The sequence below is a fragment of the Ramlibacter sp. MMS24-I3-19 genome (genome assembly GCF_050320135.1).
Taxonomy (GTDB): domain Bacteria; phylum Pseudomonadota; class Gammaproteobacteria; order Burkholderiales; family Burkholderiaceae_C; genus Ramlibacter.
This window is the reverse complement of record NZ_CP190017.1, coordinates 2697573-2721538: the sequence shown is the minus strand read 5'-3', so window position 1 is coordinate 2721538 and position 23966 is coordinate 2697573. Positions and strand designations below refer to the sequence as shown.

Below are 23966 nucleotides of genomic sequence, written 5' to 3'. Positions count from 1 at the left end.
CGATTTGGGTGACGGGAGCGAGCGCAGCGGAGCGACTCTCACCGTATGAGGCCCTGCCAGACACCGCCTGCCGCGCGCCCCGAACGCCTGCCGCGCGCTTCGAATGCCCCCGCCCGGGACTCAATGGAAATCCCGACTCCGACTATCCCTCCCCAACCTCCCAAGCATCGACGTCAGATCCTCCAGCCTCTCGGCGATGAGGTGACACACCCGCCCTCCTTCACTCTCCGCATCCCGCTGCCACGTTCCATGCACGGCCAGCAACCGAGCGCGCAACAGCGGCTCGCGCTGCTCCTCCCGCACGCGCTGCCACACGATCACGTTCACCGGCCCGGTCTCGTCCTCGATGGTCACAAAGATCGTGCCGTTCGCGGTGCCCGGCTGCTGCCGCACGGTGACCATGCCGCAGGCCGATGCACGACGCCCTCCCGGCAGCTTCGACAACTGGTCGGCGTTCAGGAAACGCTGGCGCGCCAGCCGGGGCCGCAGCAGCGCCAGCGGATGACGACGCAGGCTCAGCCCCATCGACTGGTAATCGAACACGATCTCCTCGCCTTCCGGGGCTTCGGGCAACGCGAGCCCCGGCTCGAGGATGGGCGCGTTCTGCAGCAACTCGGGTGCGCGGCGCTGGGCCGCGGCTTCCCACACCTGCTGGCGGCGGTGCCCGGCCAAGGACTGCAACGCATCCGCCGCGGCCAGCGCCCCGAGATCGCCCACATCGAGCTTCGCGCGCAATGCCAGGTCTTCGGTATCGCGAAACGGTCCACCGATGCGGCGGGTTTCGGCGATGCGCTTGCCGGCCTCCTCCTTCAGGCTGCCCACCAGCCGCAGCCCCAGGCGCACCGCCGGCACGGCCATGTCACCCTCGAGCGAGCTGTCCCACTCGCTACTGGACACGTCAGCGGGCAGCACCTGCACGCCATGCCGTTGCGCGTCCTGGATCAACTGCGACGGACCATAGAACCCCATCGGCTGCGAGTTGAGCATCGCCGCCAGGAAGCACGCGGGCTCGTGGCACTTGAGCCAGCTGCTGGAATACGCCAGCAGCGCAAAGCTGTAGGCGTGGCTCTCGGGGAAACCGTAGTCGCCGAAGCCCTTGATCTGCTCGAAGATGCGATCGGCGAACTCGTCGCTGTAGCCGTTGATCTTCATGCCGCCTTTGAGCTGCGCCTCGAACTTGTCCACCCCGCCCTTCTTCTTCCACGCCGCCATCGCCCGGCGCAATGAATCGGCCTGCGTGGCCGAGAAGCCGGCGGCGATCATCGAGATCTCCATCACCTGCTCCTGGAAGATCGGAATGCCCAGCGTGCGCTTGAGGGCCTCCTTCAGCTTCGGCTCGCCGGTGGTCTCGTAGCGCGATCGCTCGTAGACGACCGCGGCTTCCTTCGCTGCCTCGTCCTTGGCCGAATCGACACGCGCCCTCGCCTTCAGGTAGGGATGCACCATGCCGCCTGTGATCGGGCCAGGCCGCACGATCGCGACTTCCACCACCAGGTCGTAGAACTGCCTGGGCTTCAGCCGCGGCAGCATGGACATCTGGGCCCGGCTCTCGATCTGGAACACGCCCACCGTGTCAGCACGGCGGATCATCTCGTAGGTGGCCGGGTCCTCGTTCGGGATGTCGTAGATGGTGAATGGCTCACCGCGCCTCTGCGCGATCAGGTCCAGGCAGCGACGGATGGCGGTGAGCATGCCGAGGGCCAGCACGTCGACCTTCATCAGGCCCATGTCCTCCAGGTCGTCCTTGTCCCACTGGATCACCGAGCGGTCCTTCATGCTGGCGTTCTCGATCGGCACCAGGCGCGACAGCTGCGTCTGCGTGAGCACGAAGCCGCCCACGTGCTGCGACAGGTGGCGCGGGAAGCCCATGAGCTGCTGCGTGAGCTCCAGCCACAGGCGGGCCTGGTGGTCCGGCAGCGCGATGCCGATCTGCGTGGCCATCGCCTGCAGGCGATCCCCGGCCAGCTTGTCGTCGAACCAGTAGTGGTCCTTGGCGAACGCCTCGACCAGCGGCTCGGGAATCGCGAGCGCTTTGCCGACGTCGCGGATGGCGCTGCGCGTGCGGTAGCTGATGACCACGGCCGCGATGGCCGAACGCTCGCGCCCGTACTTGTTGTAGATGTACTGGATCACCTCCTCGCGCCGCTCGTGCTCGAAGTCGACGTCGATGTCGGGCGGCTCGTTGCGCCGGTCCACGCTGATGAAGCGCTCGAGCAGCGGACGCGAGAGCATCGGGTCCATCGCCGTGATGCCCAGGCAGAAGCAGACCGCCGAATTGGCCGCCGACCCTCGGCCCTGGCACAGGATGCCCAGCCGCCTGGCCTCGCGCACGATGTCGTGCACGGTGAGGAAGAACATCTCATAGCGGCACTGCTGGATCAGCGCGAGCTCCTTCTCGACCAGCTCGCGCACGCGATCCGGCACGCCGGCCGGATAGCGGTCCGCCGCGCCCAGGTAGGTCAGGTGCCGCAAGCCCTCGGAGGGCGTCATGCCATCGGGCACCGTCTCCTGCGGGTAGTCGTAGCGGATCTCCTGCAGGTCGAAGCGGCAGCGGCGCATCACCTCCTTCGTGCGGGCCAGCAAATGCGCCGGATAGGCCTCGGCCAGTCGCATGCGCGGCCGCAGGTGGCGCTCGGCATTTCCTTGCAGTGCCAGCCCGCAGTCCTGCACGGGCTGCCCCAGGCGGATCGCGGTGACCACGTCCTGCAGCGGCTTGCGCGAGCGCGCGTGCATGTGCACGTCGCCCGTGGCCACCAGGGGCACGCCGCTCGCGGCCTCCACGTCCTGCAGGCGGGCCAGCCAGAGGTCGTCGTCGATGAGGTGCGGCAGGTTCACCGCCAGCCAGAGGTGGTCACCGTACAAGGCGTGCAAGGACTGCAGGCGGGCACACAAAGACATCGCATCCAGGTCCTGGCCCGGCACGCGCCTGGGCACGACCAGCACCTCGCAGCCTTGCAGCAGGCGCAGCTCGCTGCGCTCCCACGACACGACGTACGTGCCCTTCGGCGCCTTGGTGGTGCGTGCGGCGGTGATGAACTGGCACAGGCCTCCCCAGCCCTGCAGGTCTCGCGCGATGGCCACCAGGCGCACGTCGCCGAAGTCGAACTCGGACCCGTACAGCAGGCGGAAGTCGCGCTTGCGTTTCTGGTCCGGGAAGGCAGCCTCCAGGCCGTCGATGAAGGCCATGTAGTCGCGCAGTCCCGACCAGGCCCGCACCACGCCAGCCACCGAGCATTCGTCGGTGATCGCCAGTGCCTCGTAGCCCAGGTCGTAGGCACGGCGCGCGAGCTCCTGGGGATGCGAGGCGCCGCGCTGGAAGCTGAAGTTCGACAGGCAGTGCAGCTCGGCATACGCGGGCAGGCGATCCGGCCCTTCGCCCAGCACCGGCGGCAGCCGCTCCTCGTCCAGCAGCGGCTTGGGCTTGAAGGTGACGTCAGGCATACAGCCCCTGCAGGTACCAGGCGAACTCGCCATGCCCGGCCAGTTCACGTGCCAGCGACGCGGGCCGCTCGCGGTAGATCCACAGCAGCCCGGCTTGCGCGCTGCGGGCGATGAAGTAGTCGCGCAGCGTGGGGCCCTGGCTGTCCCACCATGCGGTCTCGAGCCGGTACAGGCGCGCCAGTCGCCGCAAGGGACCCCCGAAGCACGGCGTCTCGCCTTGCATCTTCAGGCGCAAGGGTTGGGGAAGCACCCAGCTGGGATAGAGGGCGTCGGGGGCCTGTGCGGGCTGGGACTCTGGAGCGCGGGCCTTCGACAGGCTCGAGCCGAACGGCTCTCCCCTCGCCGGCATCCACGCCTGCTTGCACTCGGGCCGGTGATCGCCATTCGGCACCGGCACCACCACGTTGTCCTCGCCCAGCCGCACCGACAAACGCTCGACCAGCTGGTGCAGCCGCTCGCCTTCGGTGCGCTCCTGCGGCAACAGGCTGGTGGTCATGCCGGCCCAGGGCACCGTCTCCAGCGAACGCAGGCGCAGGTGATTGGCGGGCGCAGACAGCTTCGCGCGTCCCAGGTGCTCGCCAACGAGGCGGCGCAGGTGCGCCATCTCCTGCGTAGGTTGCGCGGTGCGCACCTGCAGCTGCTCCTTCGGCGGCAAGGCCACGCCATCGAGGCGACGCAGGTCCAGCGTCCATTCGAGCTCGAGCGCCAGCACGCCACGGTTGCGCGCCTGCAGCCACAGCTGCAGCCTTGAGAGCAGGCGCTCGGCCGCGAGCATCAGGTCCGGCGCGCTGGTCGCCAAAGCCACCAGTTCCGCGTTCAGGTCGAATTCCTCGGGCAGCACTTCCCACGGATAGCTCTCCGGCTGCTCACCGAAGGCAGCATCCACCGCTTCGACCAGCGCGGCGCCAAAGCGCCGCGAGACACCGGCACGCGGCAACGCACGCAACTGGCCCCAGGTACAGGTGCCGGTCCGCTCGAGCACCGCGGCATGCGGGATGGCGGCGGTGAGCAGGTCGAGCGGCAGCGCCTCCGGCAAGGGCCTGGGCGCATCGAGGCCACGCAACTTGCATCGCAGGAGTGCCAGCGCGACCAGCGAGGTGGGCCCCACGGCCCACTGCACCGGCCCGAGATCATCGCGCCCGGATTGCAGCAGCGCCTTCAGCAGCGCCTTGCGCCCCCCGAAGAGGCGCAAGCTGCCGGACACCTCCAGCACGATGGCTTCCTCGACGCGCGCCACGCGGGGCGTGAAGCGCAGCGACCACCAGAGCCAGGGCTGGAGATCGTCGTCAGGGGGCGGCGACAAGGCGATCCAGAACATGCGATCTCCTTTCTTCGGCCGGCGCGGTGACCGGCACTGGGGTCTTGCGTCGGCTGGCCAGCAGCGCGCGCAGCCGGGCCGGGTGCGGGGACAGGTGCAGCGTGTGGTCCAGGGGCGGTCCCTTGCGCTTGAGCACCTGCACCTGCAGGTCGTCGCCGCCCTCCAGCAGCAGCCGCAACGGTGACGGACTGGCCTGCGTGCGCACCTGCGCGGGCCGGAACACGAACAGCAGCTTGCCGTGTTGCCGCGCCGCCAGCTGCAATCGGCGCAGGTCGGGCGACTTGCAGTGCGGCAGCCAGGCGAGCAGCGCGGCCACGTCGGCGCAACGCAGCGACTGCTCGGCCGACCACAGGCGTGCCGCGGCCGCATCGACACGGATCCACAGGAGACGCTCGGCCGGCAGGCCTTGCGCGGCCAACGCGGGGGTGAACGGTGGCAGCGGCGCGCCGACCAGCACGATCGGGCCCGGCTTGGTCGCGACCCACTGCGCCAGGGCCGGCAGCAGCAGTTGCCATGCATGCAGCTCGGGACGGTGCTGCAGCACCTCGACCATGCTGCCCACGGGCCAGCCACCTCCCGGCAGTTGCGCATCGAGCAGCGCATGCCCGCTGGGCACGACCGCCTCCTCGCGGGCGAGGTCGGTGACGCGCCAGACATGCGGGATGGCCAGGTCTGCGGGGGGCGGCATGGAAAGGAAAGGGAACTGCGGGAGCGCTGCGGTACTGTTGATTTATACAGTAAACTGCCGGTGCGGTCTGCAGGTGGCGACGACACCGCACCCGCTCCCTGTGGCATCCTTCCGCCCCTTGTTCCGCCGCTTCGAAACCCTCCTTCCTCCTTATCCGCAACCCGAACCGGCCCTGCCGCCCAAGGGCTTCTTCGCGTTCGTCTGGGCCTGCACCGACGGCGTGCGCGGGTACATCGGCTGGCTCGCGCTGCTCAGCGCCTCGGTCTCGGTGTTCGAGGCGGTGCTGTTCTGGATGCTGGGCCAGATCGTCAACTGGATCGGCCGTGCCCAGCCCGCATCGCTGTGGACCGACCATGGCCCGACGCTGTGGCTGCTGTCCGCGATCCTGGTGGGCAGCATCGTCATCGTCGCGCTGCAGACCATCGTCAAGCACCAGACGCTGGCGATCAACTTCCCGCTGCGGCTGCGCTGGAACTTCCATCGGCTGATGCTGGGCCAGAGCATGGCCTTCTACGCCGACGAGTTCGCCGGCCGCATCACCACCAAGGTGATGCAGACCGCGCTGGCCGTGCGCGAGATGGCCTTCGTCACCACCGAGGTGATCATCGGCATCGGGGTCTATTTCCTCACCATCCTCGGCCTGGCCGCCGGGTTCGACCTGCGGCTCACGCTGCCCTTCCTGGCCTGGCTGGTGTTCTATGGCCTCTCCGTCTGGTACTTCGTGCCGCGCCTCGGACGCGTCGGCAAGGCCCAGGCCGATGCACGCGCGATGCTCACCGGCCGCATCACCGACGCGTACACCAACATCTCGACGGTCAAGCTGTTCTCGCACAGCCAGCGCGAGGCCGGCTTCGCGCGCGCCGCGATGGAGGACTTCCAGAACATCGGCTACCAGCAGATGCGCCTGGTGAGCACCTTCGAGATCGTCAACCACGCGCTGGTGGTCGGGCTGATCCTGGGCGCCACCGGCTACTCGCTGTGGCTGTGGTCGCTGGGCCAGGTCGGGCCCGGCGCCGTGGCGGCAGTCACCGCGATGGCGCTGCGCATCAACGGCATGTCGCACTGGATCATGTGGGAGATGGCCTCGCTGTTCGAGAACATCGGCACGGTGCAGGACGGCATGGGCACGCTCACCAAGCTGCGCGCCGTGGTCGACCAACCCGATGCCAAGCCGCTCGCCGTCACCCGCGGCGAGGTGGTGTTCGACCACATCCGCTTCGGCTATGGCAAGGCGATCCCGGTGATCGACGACTTCACGCTGCGCGTGAAACCGGGCGAGAAGATCGGGCTGATCGGCCGCTCCGGTGCCGGCAAGTCGACGCTGGTGAACCTGCTGCTGCGCTTCCACGACCTGGACGGCGGCCGCATCCTCATCGACGGCCAGGACATCGCGCACGTCACGCAGGACAGCCTGCGGATGCACATCGGCATGGTGACGCAGGACACCTCGCTGCTGCACCGCTCGGTGCGCGACAACATCGCCTATGGCAGCCCCGGCACATCGGAAGCCGAGCTGCGCGCCGCGGCACGTCGCGCGCAGGCCGACGCGTTCATCGAGTCTCTGGCCGACCTGCACGGCCGCAGGGGCTACGACGCCCACGTGGGCGAGCGCGGCGTCAAGCTCTCGGGCGGACAGCGCCAGCGCATCGCCATCGCGCGCGTGATGCTCAAGGACGCGCCCATCCTGCTGCTGGACGAAGCCACCAGCGCGCTCGACTCGGAAGTGGAAGCCGCCATCCAGGCGAGCCTGGACGAGCTGATGGAAGGCAAGACCGTGATCGCCATCGCGCACCGGCTGTCCACCATCGCGGCGATGGACCGCCTCGTCGTGATGGACCAGGGCCGCATCGTCGAGGAAGGCAGCCATCGCAGCCTGCTCGCGCAGGGCGGGCTCTATGCGAAGCTGTGGTCGCACCAGAGCGGCGGCTTCCTCGGCGAGACGGTCGAGGACGAGACCGCGGATGTCTAGGCCCCTCGTTGCCGCCGACTTCGATCACGACTCGCACGTCGTCGCCCGCGCGCTGATTGGCGCCACGCTGCTGGTCGACGGCGTCGGCGGCCTGATCGTCGAGACCGAGGCCTATGACCGTGCGGACCCGGCGTCGCACACCTACTCGGGCCCGACCCCGCGCAACCAGGCCATGTTCGGTCCGCCCGGCCGCGCGTACGTCTACCGCTCGTACGGCATCCACTGGTGCCTGAACTTCGTCTGCCGCGAGGAAGGCCATGGCGCCGGCGTGCTGATCCGCGCGCTGCAGCCCACGCACGGCCTGGACGTGATGCGCGAGCGCCGCGGGTTGCAGGACGAGCGCCTGTTGTGTTCAGGGCCGGGGCGCCTGGGCCAGGCGCTGGCCATCGAGCACGCCATGAACGGGCATCGCCTGGACCGCAAGCCCTTTCGGGTGCTGGCCTCCGATGGCTCGGCGGTCGTGGTGACCGGCCCGCGCATCGGCATCAGCAAGGCGGTGGACGTGCCCTGGCGGTTCGGGTGGGCCGGCTCGCGCTACCTGAGCCAGCCGTTCCGTCAGCGCGACGTGGCGGGCTGAGCCGGGCGGGCGGCGGCCGGCTTCTGCTGGGCTTGCTGGTGGTTCTGTTGCGGCTGTGCCGGCGCAGCGCCCATGGCCCGTGTGTCGTCGCGCGGCAAGCCCGATTCGGCCAGGTTCACCCCGGTCCGCATCGAATCGGGACGCTCGCGCACCATCGCCACGCCGTTGCCCATGTCCGTGTACGGCAGGCCCATGGACTTCGCGGTGCGGATGTCCACCAGCAGTGGCGACTTGCCGTTGGTGGATGCCACGCGCAGGCGGCCCTGCGAAGGGCAGTCGCGGGCGTTGTCGAACGTCATGTGGCCGCCGGGGTACTTCGCGGCCAGTGCTTCGTGCAGCGGCTTGCTCATGTCCACCGGCGCGGCGTCGCCGCTGTAGACGACCTGGTTGTTGCGGTCGTAGACCAGGTAGCAGGCCATCGCCTGGCCGGTGCCCAGGACCAGCATCGCGGCCAGCACGGCATGTGTCGGTTTCATCGAGCACCTCCCTGTGCCACAGCGGCACCGGGCGAATGATGGAACTCCAATGCTGGGCCAGCTTGAAGGAAAAAAAGGCAACCCGCTGTCAGCCGAGGCTGGCGACGGGTTGCAAATCGTCAACGGCTGACAAAACAATGCAGGGTTCAGGACGGCAGCGGGCCGATGCGCTGGATGTCGCCCGACCCGGCGATGGAGCGCTCCACCTTCGGGTCGCCCTGGTAGCGCACCGACCCTGAGCCCGCGATGCTGGCTCTCAGGCTGGTGCGGGCACTGACGGTGGCCAGTCCCGAGCCGGCGATGCTCACCCGGGCCTCGTCGGCGGGCAACGCGGCAGCCGAGACACTGCCGGATCCGGCGACGGACACCTTGAGCGAGCGCGCCTTGCCGGCGAGGTTGGCGCTGCCGCTGCCGGCCATCGAGACGGTCAGCTCCTCGATGTCGGCGCGCTGCAGGGCGATCGACCCGGAGCCACCCACGTCGAGCTTCAGCGCTGCAGCCTTGAGCGCATCGGCGGAGATGCTGCCGGAGCCCCCCAGCGACAGCAGCTCGATCTGCCTGGCCTGCACGACGATGCGCAGCACGGTCGGGTCGATGTCCTGGTCCCGCCGCACGCGGATCTGCAAGGTGCCGCGCGAGACGGTCGTCTCGACCAGCGGCAGCAGGTTCTCGTCGGCCTCGATCGTGAGGCTCTCGGTCGGGCCCAGGCGCAGTTCAAGGTGACCCGGCACGGACATCGCGATGCCGCTGAAGCCCGACACGGTGCGGGCTTCGCTGCGCCGCGTGCCGTTGCCGCGGACGGTGCTCCAGGCCCACGCGGCACCGGACGCCAACGCGACTGCGCCAGCGGCCAGCGCCACGGCCGCAGCGCGGCGGGAGACGGAAACGGGTGCCATGGATGCCTCCTGGTGTCTGGATGTGCTGCGATCCTAGGAGGAGGTCCTCGATGGCCGAAGCGGGGCGCGACGGACTGCAGGTGGAAGCGACAGGCTGCAGGAATCGGCCCTCGACCGCAGCGGCGGCGGGCGCTCACCAGTGCGGCGGCGAAGTCCCCGGCCGCTCCGACGGGCGCAACCAGCGCGCGGGCGTGGCAGCCAGGTGGGCGCTGTGGGCGATGCCACTGAGCCGGCCGAAGCCGGAGTCCGCGTGCTCGACCCACGGGTCGCGGGAAGGCGGCTTGGCAGCGAGTCCATCGCGCACCCGCCCCAGCGAACGCAGCCAGTGCGCCGTCTGCGCGAGCGACACGCGCGCCAGCCAGCTGCCTCCCTCGCGTTGCTGGCGATGCAGCAGCGCCGAGGCCATCGCGGCGATCAGGGCGCCGGAGGCTTCGTCGAGGACCTGCATGGGCAGCGCCTTGGGCCCACTGCCGGCCGCTTCGCCTTCGGCATGGTTGAAGCCCATCGCGGTCTGCACGAGCGAGTCGAAGCCGCGCCGGTCATGCCACGGGCCCTGTGGACCGTAGGCGGAGAGCCAGAGTGAAACGAGTCCCGGGCGGCGACGCGCGAGGTCTCCGGGGCCATAGCCCAGGCCATCGAGCCCGCCCGGACGGTAGCCCTGGATCACCACATGCGCTTGGGCCAGCAAGGCCTCGAAATCCTCGCGCCCGCGGGCGGTGCGCAGGTCCACATGGCACGAGCGCTTGCCGCGACTGGTGTCCGCGATGGCGTCGATGTTGGGCAGGTGCGGCGAGTTGACCAGCATCACGTCGGCGCCATAGGCCGCGAGCATCCGCCCACCCACGGGGCCGGCGAGGATGCGGGTGAGATCGAGCACCTTCACGCCTTCCAGCGGCCGCTGGTCCGGCTCGAGCGGCGGCAACGCGAGCACCGGGGCGTCGCCCAGCCGCTCGATGTTCACGAGCGGCTGCGCAGCGATGGCCTGCCCCTGCGGCGATGCGTCCCACTCGGCGAAAGTCCGCAGCGCGGTCGCGACCAGGCCGGCCCGGGCCGACGCGTCCTCGAAGTCACGCGCCTTCCAGCGCAGCATGGCCGCGTCGGCCTGCGCCCGCGTCGCCGTCGCCGGATCCAGGCCCAGGAGCTCCAGCGCGCCATCGCGGTGGTGACGGAAGTTGGCATGCACGCGCACCCAACCGTCGGCGCAGCGGTAGAGGCCGGAGAACGGGTCCCACAGGTCGGGCACCTTGCCGTCGATGGCGAACCACGCGGTGCACTCGGTGGCGGCATGCGCCATGTCCACCGCGACGCGCTGGCGCGCGGCGCCGCGCAGGTGGCCGACCTCGCAGGCGGCCAGCGCCGCCGCTGCAATGGAGGCTTGCGCCGCCGTGCCGACCGCGAACGAGGAGGGGAAGACCGGCTCGGTGCCGGTGAGATCGGCGAAGCGCAGCGCTTCCTGGGGCAGCCCCGTGGACCGCCAGAGGGAGGCCAGCGCTTCGCGCGGGGCGGTCACTTCAGCAGCTTGACGCCCGTCTTCGACTGGATCTGCTCGAACGTGACGCCGGGCGCCAGTTCGACCAGCTTGAGGCCCTGCGGGGTGACGTCCATCACGCCCAGGTCGGTGATCACGCGGTCCACCACGCCCACGCCCGTCAGCGGCAGCGTGCACTGGGGCAGGATTTTCATGTCCTCGGTGCCGTCCTTCTTCTTCGCCACGTGCTCCATCAGCACGATCACGCGTGGCACGCCGGCCACCAGGTCCATCGCGCCGCCCATGCCCTTGACCATCTTGCCGGGGATCATCCAGTTGGCCAGGTCGCCTTTCTCGCTGACCTGCATCGCGCCCAGGATCGAGAGGTTGATCTTGCCGCCGCGGATCATCGCGAAGCTGTCGTGGCTGCCGAAGATGGCCGAGCCCTTGATCGTGGTGACGGTCTGCTTGCCGGCGTTGATCAGGTCGGCGTCGACCTCGGCGTCGGTCGGGAAGGGGCCGATGCCCAGCATGCCGTTCTCCGACTGCAGCCACACCTCCTTGTCGCCGGTGAAGTTGGCCACCAGCGTCGGGATGCCGATGCCGAGGTTGACGTAGAAGCCGTCCTCGAGTTCCTGCGCCGCGCGCGCGGCCATCTGGTCTTGGGTCCAGGGCATGTTCTCTCCTTACGCCGTACGGGTCGTGCGCTTCTCGATGCGCTTCTCGGGGCTCGGGTTGTGCACGATGCGGTGCACGTAGATGCCCGGCAGGTGGATGTCGTCGGGGGCGAGCTCGCCCACCTCGACGATCTTCTCGACCTCGACGATGCACACCTTGCCGGCCATCGCGGCGGCGGGATTGAAGTTGCGTGCCGTCAGGCGGAAGCGCAGGTTGCCGCTCTTGTCGGCGACGTCGGCCTTGACCAGCGACACGTCCGGCACCAGCGAGCGCTCCATCACGTAGGTCTCGCCGTCGAACTCGCGCAGTTCCTTGCCCTCGGCGACGATGGTGCCGACGCCGGTCTTGGTGAAGAACGCGGGGATGCCGGCGCCGCCGGCGCGCAGCTTCTCGGCCAGCGTGCCCTGCGGCGTGAATTCCAGTTCCAGTTCGCCCGCCAGGTACTGGCGCTCGAACTCCTTGTTCTCGCCCACGTACGACGAGATCATCCGCTTGATCTGGCGCGTCTGCAGCAGCTTGCCGAGGCCGAAATCGTCGACCCCGGCGTTGTTGGAGATGACCGTCAGGTCCTTCACGCCGCTGGCGCGCAGAGCCTCGATCAGCGCCTCGGGAATGCCGCACAGGCCGAAGCCGCCGACGGCCATCAGCTGGCCGCTGCGCACCACGCCGTCGAGCGCGGCCGCGGCGGAGGGATAAAGCTTTTTCACGTGGATGTCTCCTGGTGCATGGGGACTCCGGCGCCGAAGGGCGCGCCGGACTGCGGCTACGATACTACCTATTCAGCTACGTAGTTCCTCGTAAAGGTAAGCCCCTGTGGACCTCGATTACCGGCTGGCCTTCGAGCTGGCGCCCGTGGGCCTGTGCGTCTCCCGCAACCGCAGCATCGTCGATTGCAACCGCCAGCTGTGCGAGATGTTCGGCTTCACGCGCGAGTCGCTCGTCGGCCAGTCGTTCCTGGCCCTGTATCCCAGTGTCGACGAGTACGAGCGCCTGGGCGCGCGCATGGCGCCGATCCTCAATGCCCGTGGCCGCTATGCCGACGACCGCATCATGAAGCGGGCCAACGGCGAGGTGTTCTGGTGCCACGTCACAGGGCGCGCGCTCAATCGCGCGGCGCCGCACGAATCGGGCATCTGGTCCTTCGAGGACCTGAGCTCGCAGCGACCGGTGAAGGCGGAACTGACGGCGCGCGAACGCGAGGTGGCCGCGCGGCTGCTGGACGGCATGACGTCCAAGGAGATCGGCAAGGAACTCGCGATCAGCCACCGCACGGTGGAGATCTACCGCGCGCGCCTGATGCGCAAGTACAAGGCGAACACGACCGCGGAGCTGGTGCACAAACTCACCGCGGGGCATTGACGCGGGAAAAGCGGGCAGCCGAACGCGAAAGACGCGAAAGAGCGGAAAAGACGCGAAAGAGATCCAATGATTTGGAATTCCTTTCGCGTCTTTCGCGTCTTTCGCGTGATTTCGCGTCTTTCGCGTTCGGCAGTCCGCTCCCGCCTTCAGGCCGACCCTTCCCTCAGCCGCCCCTTCACCGCCCCGAAGATCACGATCAGTCCCGGCACCAGGATCATGGCCCAGATGATCTTGTCCAGGTGCTGCTGGACCCAGGGGATATTGCCGAAGAAGAAGCCGGCGGTGACGATGCCGCCCACCCACAGGTCGCCGCCGACGACGTCGAACAGGCTGAACTTGCTGCGCGTCATCTGCGCGACGCCCGCCACGAAGGGCGCGAAGGTGCGCAGGAACGGCATGAAGCGCGCGGCGATGATGGTGAAGCCGCCGTACTTCTCGTAGAACGCATGCGCCTGGTCGAAGGCCCTGCGGTTGAAGAAGCGGCTCTGCTCCCACTGGAACACCCGCGGGCCGATGAACCTGCCGATCGTGTAGTTGCTCTGGTTGCCCAGCACCGCGGCGCCCCACAGCAGCGCCACGGAGCTGGCGTAGTCCATCAGCCCGATCCCGCACATGGCGCCGACCACGAACAGCAGCGAGTCGCCGGGCAGGAACGGCATCACCACGACGCCGGTCTCGACGAAGATGATCACGAACAGCAGCGCGTAGACCCAGGTGCCGTGGTCGCTGACGAAGGCCTGCAGGTGCTTGTCGACATGCAGGATGAAGTCGATGAGGAAGGCAAGGAGTTCCATGAGCGGCGGATTATCCCTGTGGCCGCTCGGGCTGACCCGCTGCAGGCTCCTAGAATCGTCGGCGTGAACGCCGTGCTCCAGCCGCGCCCCCGGCGCCCGATCCGCGAACTTCCCGACGAGTTGATCAGCCAGATCGCGGCCGGCGAGGTCGTCGAGCGCCCCGCGTCGGTGGTGCGCGAGCTGGTCGACAACGCGCTCGATGCCGGCGCCGCGCAGATCACCGTGCGCCTGCTCGCGGGCGGCGTGCGCCTGGTGGCGGTGGAGGACGACGGCATGGGCATCCCGCGCGAGGAACTGCCGATCGCGCTGCGTCGCCATGCCACCAGCAAGATCGGAAGCCTGTCCGACCTGGAGGCCGTGGGCACCATGGGCTTCCGCGGCGAAGCGCTCGCGGCCATCGCTTCGGTCTCGGAGCTGGCCATCCTGTCGCGATGCGCCGACCAGCCCAGCGCGTTCCTGCTCGATGCGCGCAGCGGCGAGCTGCGGCCGGCCGCGCGCGCGCAAGGCACCAGCGTCGAGGTCAAGGAGCTGTTCTTCAGCACGCCGGCGCGCCGCAAGTTCCTCAAGACCGACGCCACCGAGCTGGCCCACTGCATCGAGGCGGTGCGGCGGCATGCGCTGGCGCGGCCCGACGTCGGGTTTGCGATCTGGCACGAAGGCAAGCTGGTCGAGCAGTGGCGGCCGGGCACGCACGAACAGCGCATGGCCGACGTGCTGGGCGACGACTTCCTCGCCGACAGCGTGCCGGTGGACCTCACGATGGGACCGCTGCGCGTGAGTGGCCGCGCCGGCATCCCCGACGCCGCGCGCTCGCGCGCCGACCAGCAGTTCGCCTATGTCAACGGCCGCTTCGTGCGCGACAAGGTGCTGGCGCACGCGGCGCGCAGCGCCTACGAGGACGTGCTGCATGGGCAGCGGCAGCCGGTCTACGTGCTGGCGATCCAGATCGACCCGACGCGCGTCGACGTCAACGTGCATCCCACCAAGATCGAGGTGCGCTTCCGCGACGGGCGCGAGGTGCACCAGGCGGTGCGCCGCGCCGTCGAGGCCGGACTGGCCACGCCGCGCGCGAAACAGGCGCCGGAGGTGCCGGTGCAGCCTGCACTGCTCGCGCCCTCACCCGCCGCGCCGGCGCCCTTCGCGGCGTGGTCGCAGGCGCGCGTGGACTTCGGCACGCCGGCATTCGGCAACAGGGTGAACGATGTAGGGGCGCTGTGGTCACCGTCCGTTCGGGCTGACACGTCCGTTCGGGCCGAACCCGCCGAAGCCGCATTCGACCCATCGCCGGTTGAGCCTGGGCCTGTCGAAGCCGGTGCCGGGCCTTCGACAGCCTCGGGCCGAACGGAGGAAGGACTCCCCGACGGAGACTGGCCGCTCGGCCGCGCGCTCGCGCAGCTGCAAGGCATCTACATCCTCGCCGAGAACCGGCAGGGCCTCGTCATCGTCGACATGCATGCGGCGCACGAGCGCATCGTGTACGAACGCCTCAAGGCGCAACTCGGGACCGGCGACGGCCGCGCGCTGGCCAGCCAACCGCTGCTGATCCCGGCCACGTTCGCCGCGACGCCCCAGGAAGTCGCGACAGCCGAGGCCTGCGGGGCCACGCTGCGCCAGGTGGGCCTGGAGATCACGCCGTTCTCGGCGAAGACGCTCGCCGTGCGCGCCGTGCCCACGACCCTGGCGCAGGGCGATGCGGTGGAGCTCGCGCGCAGCGTGCTGGCCGAACTGGCGCAGCACGAGGCCAGCACCGTGGTGCAGCGCGCCCGCGACGAACTGCTGGCCACCATGGCCTGCCACGGCGCGGTGCGGGCCAATCGCCGCCTCACCATCGACGAGATGAACGCCCTGCTGCGGCAGATGGAAACCACCGAGCGCTCGGACCAGTGCAACCACGGCCGGCCCACGTGGCGGCAGGTGACCGTGCGGGACCTCGACGCACTGTTCCTGCGCGGGCGCTGACCTTCACCCTGGCTTCACGCTGACGACGGGTGAACTTTACGGCGGCCCCGCACTCTGCCGGACGATGCGTCGCCTGCTGCCCGCCCTCCTCGCCGTTCTCGCGCTGCTGCTGACCTGGGGCTGCTCCACGCTCGACGAACACGAGCGCGCCTGGATCTTCCAGCCCAGCGACAGGGCCTGGGGCAACAGTGCAGATGCCGCCGAAGGCATGGACGACGTGTGGATCTCCTTCGCGTCGAAATCCACGTCGCAGCCCGCGAAGCTGCATGGCCTGTGGCTCGAGGCGCAGCATCCGCGCGCCGACACGCCGGTGCTGCTGTACCTGCACGGCGCCCGCTGGAACGTCGAAGGCTCGGCGGGCCGGATGCGCCGCATGCGGGACATGGGCTTCTCGGTGCTCGCGATCGACTACCGCGGCTTCGGCAAGAGCAGTCCAGGGCTGCCGTCGGAAGACACCGCCTACGAGGACGCGCGCGCCGCCTGGGACTGGCTGGCCGCGCACTACCCGCAGCGGCCGCGGTACATCTTCGGCCACTCGCTGGGCGGCGCAGTCGCCATCGACCTGGCCGCGCGGGTGGCCGACGAGAAGGGCACCATCGTCGAGGGCACCTTCACCTCGATCCCGGAGCTGGCCAGCACCTTCAGGTGGGGCTGGCTGCCGTTCGGCCCGCTGGTCACGCAGCGGTTCGATTCGCTTGGCAAGGTGGCGCGCATCGGCTCGCCGCTGCTGGTGGTGCATGGCAGCGACGACACGCTGGTCCCGGGCGACCTGGCACGGCGGCTGTACGACGCCGCCGGCGGCAAGAAGCGCTTCCTCCTGGTCGAGGGCGGCTCGCACCACAGCACGATGTCGGTGGGCCGCGCGCAGTACCGCGAAGCCGTGCAGCAGCTGTTCAGCCTGCGCTGAGCACGGGCGCCCCGCGGGCTTCTGCTAGGCTCGCCCGCGGTGTCCACCGCCCCTTCTTCCGCCTCGACCGAATCTTCCGCTGTGCGCGTGCTGGCCCTCGCCGGCCCCACGGCAGCCGGCAAGAGCGACGTGGCGCTGCACCTGGCCCGCGCGCTGGACGCGGAGATCGTCAGCGTCGATTCGGCGCTGGTCTACCGCGGCATGGACATCGGCACCGCCAAGCCCAGCGCGGCCGAACAGCGCGCGGTGCCGCACCACCTGATCGACATCCGCGATCCGACCGAGGCGTACAGCGCCGCGGAGTTCGTCGCCGACGCGGCGCGGCTGGTGCGCGAGATCAACGCACGCGGCCGGCTCGCGCTGCTGGTGGGCGGCACCATGCTGTATTTCAAGGCCGCGTTCGAAGGGCTGGCGGCGATGCCGCCGGCCGATGCCGACACGCGCGAAGCGATCACGGCGGAAGCGGCCGAACGTGGCTGGCCGGCGCTGCACGCGGACCTCGCGCGCGTCGATCCCACGACCGCCGCGCGGCTGGCGCCAAACGATGCGCAGCGCATCCAGCGCGCGCTCGAAGTGTTCCGCACCACCGGGCAGCCGCTCAGCGGCTTCCACGGTGCGGCGCGCCAGGGCGCATTGCCGCGCATGCCGCTGCTGTCGCTGGAGCCCGCTGAACGGGCCTGGCTGCACGAGCGCATCGCGCGACGGTTCGACGCGATGCTGGCTCAGGGCTTCCTCGACGAAGTGCGTCGACTGCGCGAGCGCGGCGACCTGCACCCCGGGTTGCCCAGCATGCGCAGCGTGGGCTATCGCCAGGCCTGGGAGGCACTGCAGGAAGGCTGGCCGCAGGCGCAGCTGCGCGAACGCGGCATCTTCGCCACGCGCCAGCTGGCCAAGCGCCAGCTCACCTGGCTGCGGTCGATGCAACGCCGGGTGCTCGCGTGCGATGCGCCCGAGCTGCCGGCGCGCGTGCTGGCCGCGGCACGCGAGGTGCTCGGATGACGGATGCCCTGGTGCAGGTGCAGGGCCTGGCCAAGCACTATGGCGACGCGCCCGTGTTCCGCGACGTCGACCTCGAGGTGCGCCGCGGCGAGTTCGTCGCCATCGTGGGCGAGTCGGGCGTGGGCAAGTCGACGCTGCTCAACTGCCTGGCGGGACTGGACACCTGGGATGCGGGTCGCGTGATCGTCGAAGGCCAGGACCTCGGCACGCTCTCCGACGACGCACGCGCCGTGCTGCGCCGACGCGCCATCGGATTCGTGTTCCAGGCCTTCCACGTGCTGCCGCACCTGGACGTCGCGCAGAACGTCGCGCTGCCGCTGCTGCTGCTGCAGCGGCCGGATGACGCACGCGTGCAGGCCATGCTGCAGGCAGTGGGCCTGGATGGCCTGGGCGCGCGGCTGCCGCAGCAACTGAGCGGCGGCCAGTTGCAGCGCGTGGCCATCGCGCGGGCGCTGGTGCACCAGCCGCCGCTGCTGCTGGCCGACGAGCCCACCGGCAACCTCGATCCACGCACCGCGGAGCAGGTGATGGACGTGCTGGTGGCGCAGACCCGCTCGCATGGGGCCGCACTGGTGCTGGTGACGCATTCGGGCCCGGCCGCGGCACGCGCCGATCGCGTTCTGCACCTGACGGCGGAAGGAATGCGCCCGGACTGAGGGTGCGCGGCGCGAGGGAGCGTCAGGCGCCGCGCTTGCGCGGTTGCCTGCCGCCGCCGGGAGTGGGCGTGTGCATGTCCATGAACTCGCGGATCAGGCGCCGCAGCACCTGCGACGGCGTCATGTCCTGCGAGTGGCACAGTTTTTCGAAGGCCGCTTTCCTGGCCGGATCGACGAGGACGGTGAGCCTCGCGGTCTTGTTATCCATGGGGAATGCAAGGGGCTGCGATGTTAACTCGATTGTAATCGCGGGCCCACCCTGCGCGGCCTTCACGCGCGCGATTCAAATTGCATTTGCTGCTACGGCTGCCACACGGCCGCGGCAGCTGCCGCGCTCACTTCTGCGCCTTGCGCTGCGACCGCGTGCGCAGCGCCCCCTGGTCGACCCGCACGCCGTGCTCGTCGAGGTACTCGCGGATCAACTTGCGGATCATCTGGGACGAGGTCACATCCTGGGACGCGCACAGCTCGTCGAAGGCTTTCTTCTTGTCGGCGTCGATGAGGATCGTGAAGCGCGCTGTCTTGTCTTCCATGCTCTACCCGTAGGTGAATGACATGCGAATACTGTGCAACGCCAGGTGCATCCGCGCCGCAGGTGATGGGCGTTCCAGCAGGCAGGCATGCGACGGCGGGATAGGCAGGCGCAATTCGACCCGCCGACGGCGACCCGCGCTGAGTCACCTGTAGGCGCGCACGGAAGCGCGGCGCGAGCGGCGATGACTCGTGCGTCGGCCTCGCGGCAGGCCGCTTGCGGAGTTCTCCTACAGGGTGCCCGGCTCGGCACTTCGAAGATTCGCGGCATCCCACCAAGGAGCGCCTCATGCCCACCACCGCCCGAGCAGGCAAGGACGCCTGCGACCTGCTGGACGCCGACCACCGCGCCGTCAAGAAGATGTTCAAGGAGTTCGAGGAACTCACGCAGTCGCGAGCCAAGGGCGCCGCGCAGAAGAAGCTCGACCTGGTCCGCCAGATCTGCATGGAGCTGACCGTGCACGCGCAGATCGAGGAGGAGATCTTCTATCCGGCGCTGCGCGAGGCCATCAAGGACACGGACATGCTGGACGAGGCCGAGGTCGAGCACCAGAGCGCGAAGGACCTGATCGCGCAGATCCAGGCCTCGATGGAACCCGACGAGAAATTCGAGGCCAAGGTCAAGGTGCTGGGCGAGTACATCGACCACCACGTCAAGGAAGAGCGCAACGAGATCTTCACCAAGGCGCGCTCCACCCGCAAACTCGACCTGGTCGCCATGCGCGAGGAGCTCGAGGCGCGCAAGGAGGAGCTGATGTCGGAGATGGGCGCGGAAGCCTGATCTCCCGCGCCCTCCCGCGCCGCCCTCAGCCGCGGCGCCAGTAATCGGAGCACCACGCGGTGCGCAACCCGGCGCGCTCGTACAGCGAGCGCGCCGTCGCGTTGCCCTCTTCCACCTGCAGGAACACGCGCGCCAGTCCGCGCTGGTGCGCCATCCTGCCGAAGGTGGCGAGGATCGCGCCCGCCAGTCCGTGGCCGCGCGCGTCCGGCGCCGTGCGCATGCCATGGATGCCGCACCAGCCATGGCTGAAGCACGCGGTGCCGACTGCGGCAATACGCCCTTCCCACTTCGCGCTTGCGAACACCGTGTCGCGCCCGCGCTGAAGGATGGCCACGCGACTCGCGCCGTCGACAGGATCGAACCCCACCCGAGGAACACGTCGGCCCACCCTGCCGGAAGTTGCGTCGCGGTCTCGACCGCGTGGGCGGGGTCTCGCGCCGCGAGCGCATCGACGGTGCCCACGAGCGTGAGCGTCGGCTGGCGCGGCGTGTAGCCCGTGGTGCGCAAGGCTTGCTGCAGCGGCTCGCAGCCGGGCACGCGCGGGATGCGGAACGAGGGACGCAGCTGGCGTGCTTCGAAGGTCCGTTCGATCTGGGGCAGCAGGTCATCGCGCACGCCGGCGTGCCGCGTCGGCACGGCGGAATGCGCGCGGCCGACCGTGCCCGCGTCCAGCGCGACCAGCCAGCCGTCCAGCGCCAGCAGTTCGGTGGGCGGCACCGCGGCCAGGGTTGCGCGTTCGAGAGTGTCGATGGCAGGCTCGTCCATGCCGCATCGTAGCGGTGCGGCCCGCGCGTTCTGCACAATGGCCCGATGCTCACCGCCTTGCTGCGCACCCTGTCCTGGCAGGAACTGCGCCACCACCCGTGGCGCAGCCTGGCAGCGATCGCCGCCGTGATGCTGGGGGTGGCGCTGGCGTTGTCGGTGCAGTTGATCAACGCGTCGGCCCTGAGCGAGTTCTCGACCGCCGTGCGCGCCGTCAACGGCCAGCCGGACGTGGAGCTTCGCGCTGCGCAGGGCGGCTTCGACGAGGCGCTGTTCGCGCGCGTCGCGACGGATGCCGACGTTGCGATCGCCAGCCCGGTGCTGGAGCTGGCCACGAACGCCCTCGCACCGGACGGACAGCGCGTTCCGCTGCGCGTCCTCGGCGTGGACCCGCTCAGCGCCGGAGCGCTCGCGCCGGCGCTGGTGCCGCTGCCAGGGCGCGCGGACGATCGGCTCTCGCTGTTCGCGCCGGCCACCGTGTTCCTGAACGCGGCGGCGCACGAGCGCCTGCCCGGCGATCGCCTCCAGTTGCAGGTTGGGCTCTCGCTGGCCGATGTGCGCGTGGCCGGCAGCGTGACCGCCGCGGGATCCCCGCTGGCGGTGCTGGACATCGGCGCCGCGCAGGACCTGTTCGGGCGCGACGGCTCGCTCTCGCGCATCGACGTCAAGCTGAAGCCCGGTGTCGATCGCGCCGCATGGCTGCGCCGCATGGCCATGCCCGCCGACGTGCTGGCGGCGCAGCCGGGCGACGCGACGCAGCGAATCGGCAACCTGTCGCGCGCCTACCGCGTGAACCTCATCGTGCTGGCGCTCGTGGCGCTCTTCACGGGCGCGTTCCTGGTGTTCTCGGTGCTGTCGCTAAGCGTCGCGCGGCGCTCGCAGCAATTCGCGTTGCTCGGGGTGCTGGGCCTGGACGCGCCGCGGCGGCGCGCGCTGGTGCTGGCCGAATCGGCCGCGCTCGGGCTCGTGGGCAGCGCCGCCGGCGTCGCATTGGGCGCGGCGCTCGCCGACGTCGCGCTCACGCTGCTCGGCGGCGACCTGGGCGGCGGCTACTTCCAGGGCGTGACGCCGCGCCTGCAGTGGAGCACGCCGTCGGCACTCGTGTACGGCGCGCTGGGCGTGCTCGCCGCGGTGGTCGGCGGCTGGGTGCCCGCGCGCGCGGCCGAACGCCTGCCGCTTGCGGCCTCGCTGAAGGGCTTGCGTGCGGACACGCCGCATGGACGGCAGCGATGGTTCGGTCCGGCCTTGCTCGCGGCCGCAGGCCTGTGCGCTGCCTTGCCGCCGATCGCGGGGCTGCCGCTCGCGGCGTATGTGTCGGTGGGCCTGCTGCTGGTGGGGGGCATCGCGTCGCTGCCGCCCGCTGTCGGCCTGCTGTACGACCGCGTCGCGCCGCGCATCGCGCACCGGCTGCTGCCGCTGCTGGCCGTCGAGCGCGCGCGGCGCGTGCGCGAATCGGCGGCCGTTGCCGTGAGCGGCGTTGTCGCCGCGCTGGCCCTCGCGGTCGCGCTCACGGTGATGGTGGCGAGCTTCCGCGACTCGGTCGACCGCTGGCTCGACGTGCTGCTGCCGGCCGACCTGTACGTGCGCACGGCGGGGAGCGTCGCCGCCGGCGACACGGCGTTCCTCGATCCGGCGCTGGTGGCGCGTGCGGTGGCCACGCCCGGCGTCGCGCGCGCGGCCACGCAGCGCGTGCGTCCGCTGCAGTTCGATCCGGCGCGGCCGCCCGTGGTGCTGCTCGCGCGCGCGATCGAGCATCCCGCGCGCGACCTGCCGCTGGTGGGCGCACTGCACGCCGTGCCCGCCGGCCGCATCGCCGTGTATGCGAGCGAGGCGATGCGCGACCTGTACGGCGCCCTGCCCGGAAAGCCCTTGCCGCAGCTGGACGCGGCGCTCGGCCTGTCAACGGCGGGCGGGAGCCGGTTCGTCGTGGCCGGCATCTGGCGCGACTACGTGCGGCAGACCGGTGCGTTGCTGCTGGACCGTCGCGACTACGAAGGTCTGACCGGCGACGCGCGCGCCAACGACCTTGCGCTCTGGCTGACTGCCGACGCGCAGCCCGCGCAGGTCCAAGCCGTCTTGCGCGACGCGGCGGGCAGCGCCGCGCCGCTGCTGGAATTCGCGTCGGCGCGCGAGATCCGCGCGGCCTCGCTGCGCGTGTTCGATCGCAGCTTCGCCGTCACCTACTGGCTGCAGGCGGTGGCGATCGGCATCGGGCTGTTCGGCGTGGCGGCGAGCTTCAGCGCGCAGGTGCTCGCGCGTCGCAAGGAGTTCGGGCTGCTCGCGCACCTGGGTCTGACGCGGTCGCAGATCCTGGCGGTGGTCGCCGGCGAAGGCGCGGCGTGGACGTCCATCGGCGCCCTGGCCGGCGTGGCGCTGGGACTCGGCGTGTCGGTGGTGCTGGTGCACGTCGTCAATCCCCAGAGCTTCCACTGGACCATGGACCTGCTGGTGCCGTGGCTGCGCCTGCTGGCGCTGTGCCTGGCGGTCATCGCCGCAGGCACGGTGACCGCATGGCTCGCGGGCCGCGCAGCCGCGGGCCGCGACGCCGTGCTGGCAGTCAAGGAGGACTGGTGATGCGGCGGCGGCCCTTCCTCTCGGCGCTACCGCTGCTCGCGAGCAGTGCCCCGCGTTCTCGTGCATTTCTTCTGCGACTTCTGCGTGCCTCTGCGTCCTCTGCGTTTGGGAGTCCGCTTCTTGCAGCCCTGGCCCTGCCCCAACGCACGCTGGTGTTCCCGCGCGACTTCGGCGCCCATCCCGACCTGCGCACCGAGTGGTGGTACGTGACCGGCTTTGCGCAGTCGCAGGGGCGCGAGTTCGGCTTCCAGTTGACGTTCTTCCGCACCCGTGTCGACGAGGCGCAGCCGTTGCACTCGAAGTTCGCGGCCAGGCAGCTGCTGTTCGCGCATGCGGCCCTGACCGACGTGCAGGGGCGGCGCCTGTGGCACGACCAGCGCATCGCCCGCGAAGGATTCGGCGTGGCGCAGGCCGACACCACCGACACCCGCGTAAAGCTGCGTGACTGGCAGCTGGTGCGCGCGCCCGCCGGCCCGTACGCCGCGCGGCTGCCGGCCCGCGAGTTCGGCCTGGACCTGCGCTTCACGCCCACGCAGCCGCCACTGCTGCAAGGCCGGAACGGGCTCTCGCGCAAGGGTCCGCAGGAGGAGCAGGCCAGCTACTACTACTCGGTGCCGCAGCTGGCGGTGGCCGGCACGCTGGTGCTGCAGGGACGCCGCTTCACGATCGACAGCGGCAAGGCCTGGCTGGATCACGAGGCGAGCGAAGCCCTGCTCGATCCGCAGGCGGTGGGCTGGGACTGGATCGGCATGAACCTGGACGACGGGAGCGCCCTCACGGCCTTCCAGCTGCGGCGCAGGGATGGATCGGCGCTGTGGGATGGCGGCTCGTTCCGTGCGGCGGGCGGCAGCACCTACATCGCGAGCCACGGCGAGACCGAGTTCCGGCCGCAGCGCCGCTGGACCAGCCCCGCATCCGGCGCGGTGTATCCCGTGGAGTGGATGGTGCGCACGCCGGCGGACTTCTACACGGTGCGTGCAGTGGTCGACGACCAGGAGCTGGACAGCCGCGCCTCCACCGGCGGGATCTACTGGGAAGGCCTGTCCGACCTCTTCGACAGCAACGGGCGCCGCGTGGGCCGCGGCTACCTGGAGATGACGGGCTATGCGCAGCGGCTGCGCCTGTGAGCGCGC

General features: G+C 70.2%; 22 protein-coding genes and 1 pseudogene. 10 read left to right on the top strand and 13 right to left on the bottom strand.

The window, feature by feature from the left end; all coding sequences use genetic code 11:
- Positions 1-120: 120 nt before the first annotated feature.
- The 3 genes from ACPWT1_RS13615 to imuA are packed head-to-tail and all read right to left on the bottom strand — an operon-like array spanning position 121 to position 5447.
- A complete protein-coding gene (locus ACPWT1_RS13615; RefSeq protein ID WP_427911711.1) occupies positions 121-3441 on the bottom strand; it encodes an error-prone DNA polymerase in 3321 nt (1106 codons plus the stop codon).
- Positions 3434-4759 (bottom strand): Y-family DNA polymerase, encoded by a 1326-nt coding sequence (locus ACPWT1_RS13610; protein ID WP_427911710.1) that lies wholly within the window; start codon positions 4757-4759, stop codon positions 3434-3436. Before ACPWT1_RS13610 ends, ACPWT1_RS13615 begins: the two co-directional genes overlap by 8 nt.
- Positions 4728-5447 carry a translesion DNA synthesis-associated protein ImuA gene (gene imuA, locus ACPWT1_RS13605; protein ID WP_427911709.1) on the bottom strand — a complete coding sequence of 240 codons (720 nt, stop codon included), beginning with the start codon at positions 5445-5447 and terminating at the stop codon, positions 4728-4730. Before imuA ends, ACPWT1_RS13610 begins: the two co-directional genes overlap by 32 nt.
- Positions 5448-5565: 118 nt before the next feature.
- Between imuA and ACPWT1_RS13600 the strand changes: the two genes are divergently transcribed.
- Complete coding sequence (locus ACPWT1_RS13600; protein WP_427911708.1) at positions 5566-7416, top strand: ABC transporter ATP-binding protein; 1851 nt, start codon at positions 5566-5568, stop codon at positions 7414-7416.
- Positions 7409-7993: a DNA-3-methyladenine glycosylase gene (locus ACPWT1_RS13595; protein WP_427911707.1), complete on the top strand. Its 585-nt coding sequence runs from the start codon at positions 7409-7411 to the stop codon at positions 7991-7993. The genes ACPWT1_RS13600 and ACPWT1_RS13595 overlap by 8 nt, the downstream gene beginning before the upstream one ends.
- Here ACPWT1_RS13595 and ACPWT1_RS13590 read toward each other — a convergent pair.
- The 5 genes from ACPWT1_RS13590 to ACPWT1_RS13570 all read right to left on the bottom strand — a co-directional run bounded on the left by ACPWT1_RS13590 (position 7972) and on the right by ACPWT1_RS13570 (position 12218).
- Positions 7972-8469: a hypothetical protein gene (locus ACPWT1_RS13590; protein ID WP_427911706.1), complete on the bottom strand. Its 498-nt coding sequence runs from the start codon at positions 8467-8469 to the stop codon at positions 7972-7974. The two genes, ACPWT1_RS13595 and ACPWT1_RS13590, sit on opposite strands and share 22 nt — an antisense overlap.
- A gap of 146 nt (positions 8470-8615) precedes the next feature.
- On the bottom strand, positions 8616-9365 hold the full coding sequence (locus ACPWT1_RS13585) for a head GIN domain-containing protein (RefSeq protein WP_427911705.1): 750 nt from the start codon (positions 9363-9365) through the stop codon (positions 8616-8618).
- A 133-nt stretch (positions 9366-9498) separates the two neighbouring features.
- Complete coding sequence (locus tag ACPWT1_RS13580; RefSeq protein WP_427911704.1) at positions 9499-10875, bottom strand: CoA transferase; 1377 nt, start codon at positions 10873-10875, stop codon at positions 9499-9501.
- Positions 10872-11510, bottom strand: coding sequence for a 3-oxoacid CoA-transferase subunit B (locus ACPWT1_RS13575; protein WP_427911703.1), 639 nt, complete (start codon positions 11508-11510; stop codon positions 10872-10874). Before ACPWT1_RS13575 ends, ACPWT1_RS13580 begins: the two co-directional genes overlap by 4 nt.
- Positions 11511-11519: 9 nt before the next feature.
- On the bottom strand, positions 11520-12218 hold the full coding sequence (locus ACPWT1_RS13570; RefSeq protein WP_427911702.1) for a CoA transferase subunit A: 699 nt from the start codon (positions 12216-12218) through the stop codon (positions 11520-11522).
- Between the two features lie 106 nt (positions 12219-12324).
- On the opposite strand from ACPWT1_RS13570, the gene ACPWT1_RS13565 reads away from it, so the two are divergent.
- Positions 12325-12870, top strand: a complete 546-nt coding sequence (locus ACPWT1_RS13565; protein ID WP_427911701.1) for a LuxR C-terminal-related transcriptional regulator — start codon at positions 12325-12327, stop codon at positions 12868-12870.
- Positions 12871-13016: 146 nt separating this feature from the next.
- On the opposite strand, the gene ACPWT1_RS13560 is transcribed toward ACPWT1_RS13565, so the two are convergent.
- Complete coding sequence (locus tag ACPWT1_RS13560; protein ID WP_427911700.1) at positions 13017-13664, bottom strand: VTT domain-containing protein; 648 nt, start codon at positions 13662-13664, stop codon at positions 13017-13019.
- A 63-nt stretch (positions 13665-13727) separates the two neighbouring features.
- Between ACPWT1_RS13560 and mutL the strand changes: the two genes are divergently transcribed.
- From mutL to ACPWT1_RS13540, 4 genes are all read left to right on the top strand, one after another.
- Positions 13728-15623 (top strand): DNA mismatch repair endonuclease MutL, encoded by a 1896-nt coding sequence (gene mutL / locus ACPWT1_RS13555; RefSeq protein WP_427911699.1) that lies wholly within the window; start codon positions 13728-13730, stop codon positions 15621-15623.
- Positions 15624-15687: 64 nt separating this feature from the next.
- Entirely contained in the window at positions 15688-16530 is an 843-nt protein-coding gene (locus ACPWT1_RS13550; RefSeq protein ID WP_427911698.1) for an alpha/beta hydrolase, read from the top strand.
- 87 nt (positions 16531-16617) lie between these two features.
- Positions 16618-17529: a tRNA (adenosine(37)-N6)-dimethylallyltransferase MiaA gene (miaA, locus tag ACPWT1_RS13545; RefSeq protein WP_427911697.1), complete on the top strand. Its 912-nt coding sequence runs from the start codon at positions 16618-16620 to the stop codon at positions 17527-17529.
- Positions 17526-18185, top strand: coding sequence for an ABC transporter ATP-binding protein (locus ACPWT1_RS13540; protein WP_427911696.1), 660 nt, complete (start codon positions 17526-17528; stop codon positions 18183-18185). Before miaA ends, ACPWT1_RS13540 begins: the two co-directional genes overlap by 4 nt.
- Positions 18186-18207: 22 nt before the next feature.
- Here ACPWT1_RS13540 and ACPWT1_RS13535 read toward each other — a convergent pair whose 3' ends face one another.
- Both ACPWT1_RS13535 and ACPWT1_RS13530 read right to left on the bottom strand, forming a co-directional pair.
- On the bottom strand, positions 18208-18393 hold the full coding sequence (locus tag ACPWT1_RS13535) for a CopG family transcriptional regulator (protein WP_427911695.1): 186 nt from the start codon (positions 18391-18393) through the stop codon (positions 18208-18210).
- Positions 18394-18520: 127 nt separating this feature from the next.
- The gene (locus ACPWT1_RS13530) at positions 18521-18718 is read right to left on the bottom strand and encodes a ribbon-helix-helix protein, CopG family (RefSeq protein WP_427911694.1); all 198 of its coding nucleotides are present in this window, start codon (positions 18716-18718) and stop codon (positions 18521-18523) included.
- Between the two features lie 287 nt (positions 18719-19005).
- Between ACPWT1_RS13530 and ACPWT1_RS13525 the strand changes: the two genes are divergently transcribed.
- A complete protein-coding gene (locus ACPWT1_RS13525; protein ID WP_427911693.1) occupies positions 19006-19497 on the top strand; it encodes a hemerythrin domain-containing protein in 492 nt (163 codons plus the stop codon).
- Between the two features lie 25 nt (positions 19498-19522).
- Here the strand turns inward: ACPWT1_RS13525 and ACPWT1_RS13520 are convergent, their stop codons facing one another.
- A complete protein-coding gene (locus tag ACPWT1_RS13520) occupies positions 19523-19831 on the bottom strand; it encodes a GNAT family N-acetyltransferase (protein WP_427911692.1) in 309 nt (102 codons plus the stop codon).
- Positions 19832-20094: 263 nt separating this feature from the next.
- Positions 20095-20262: pseudogene (locus ACPWT1_RS13515) on the bottom strand (GNAT family N-acetyltransferase, cg3035/Rv0428c family); the annotation flags it as partial.
- A gap of 45 nt (positions 20263-20307) precedes the next feature.
- On the opposite strand from ACPWT1_RS13515, the gene ACPWT1_RS13510 reads away from it, so the two are divergent.
- A complete protein-coding gene (locus ACPWT1_RS13510) occupies positions 20308-22833 on the top strand; it encodes an ABC transporter permease (protein ID WP_427911691.1) in 2526 nt (841 codons plus the stop codon).
- Positions 22833-23960 (top strand): lipocalin-like domain-containing protein, encoded by a 1128-nt coding sequence (locus ACPWT1_RS13505; protein ID WP_427911690.1) that lies wholly within the window; start codon positions 22833-22835, stop codon positions 23958-23960. The genes ACPWT1_RS13510 and ACPWT1_RS13505 overlap by 1 nt, the downstream gene beginning before the upstream one ends.
- Positions 23961-23966: the final 6 nt, after the last annotated feature.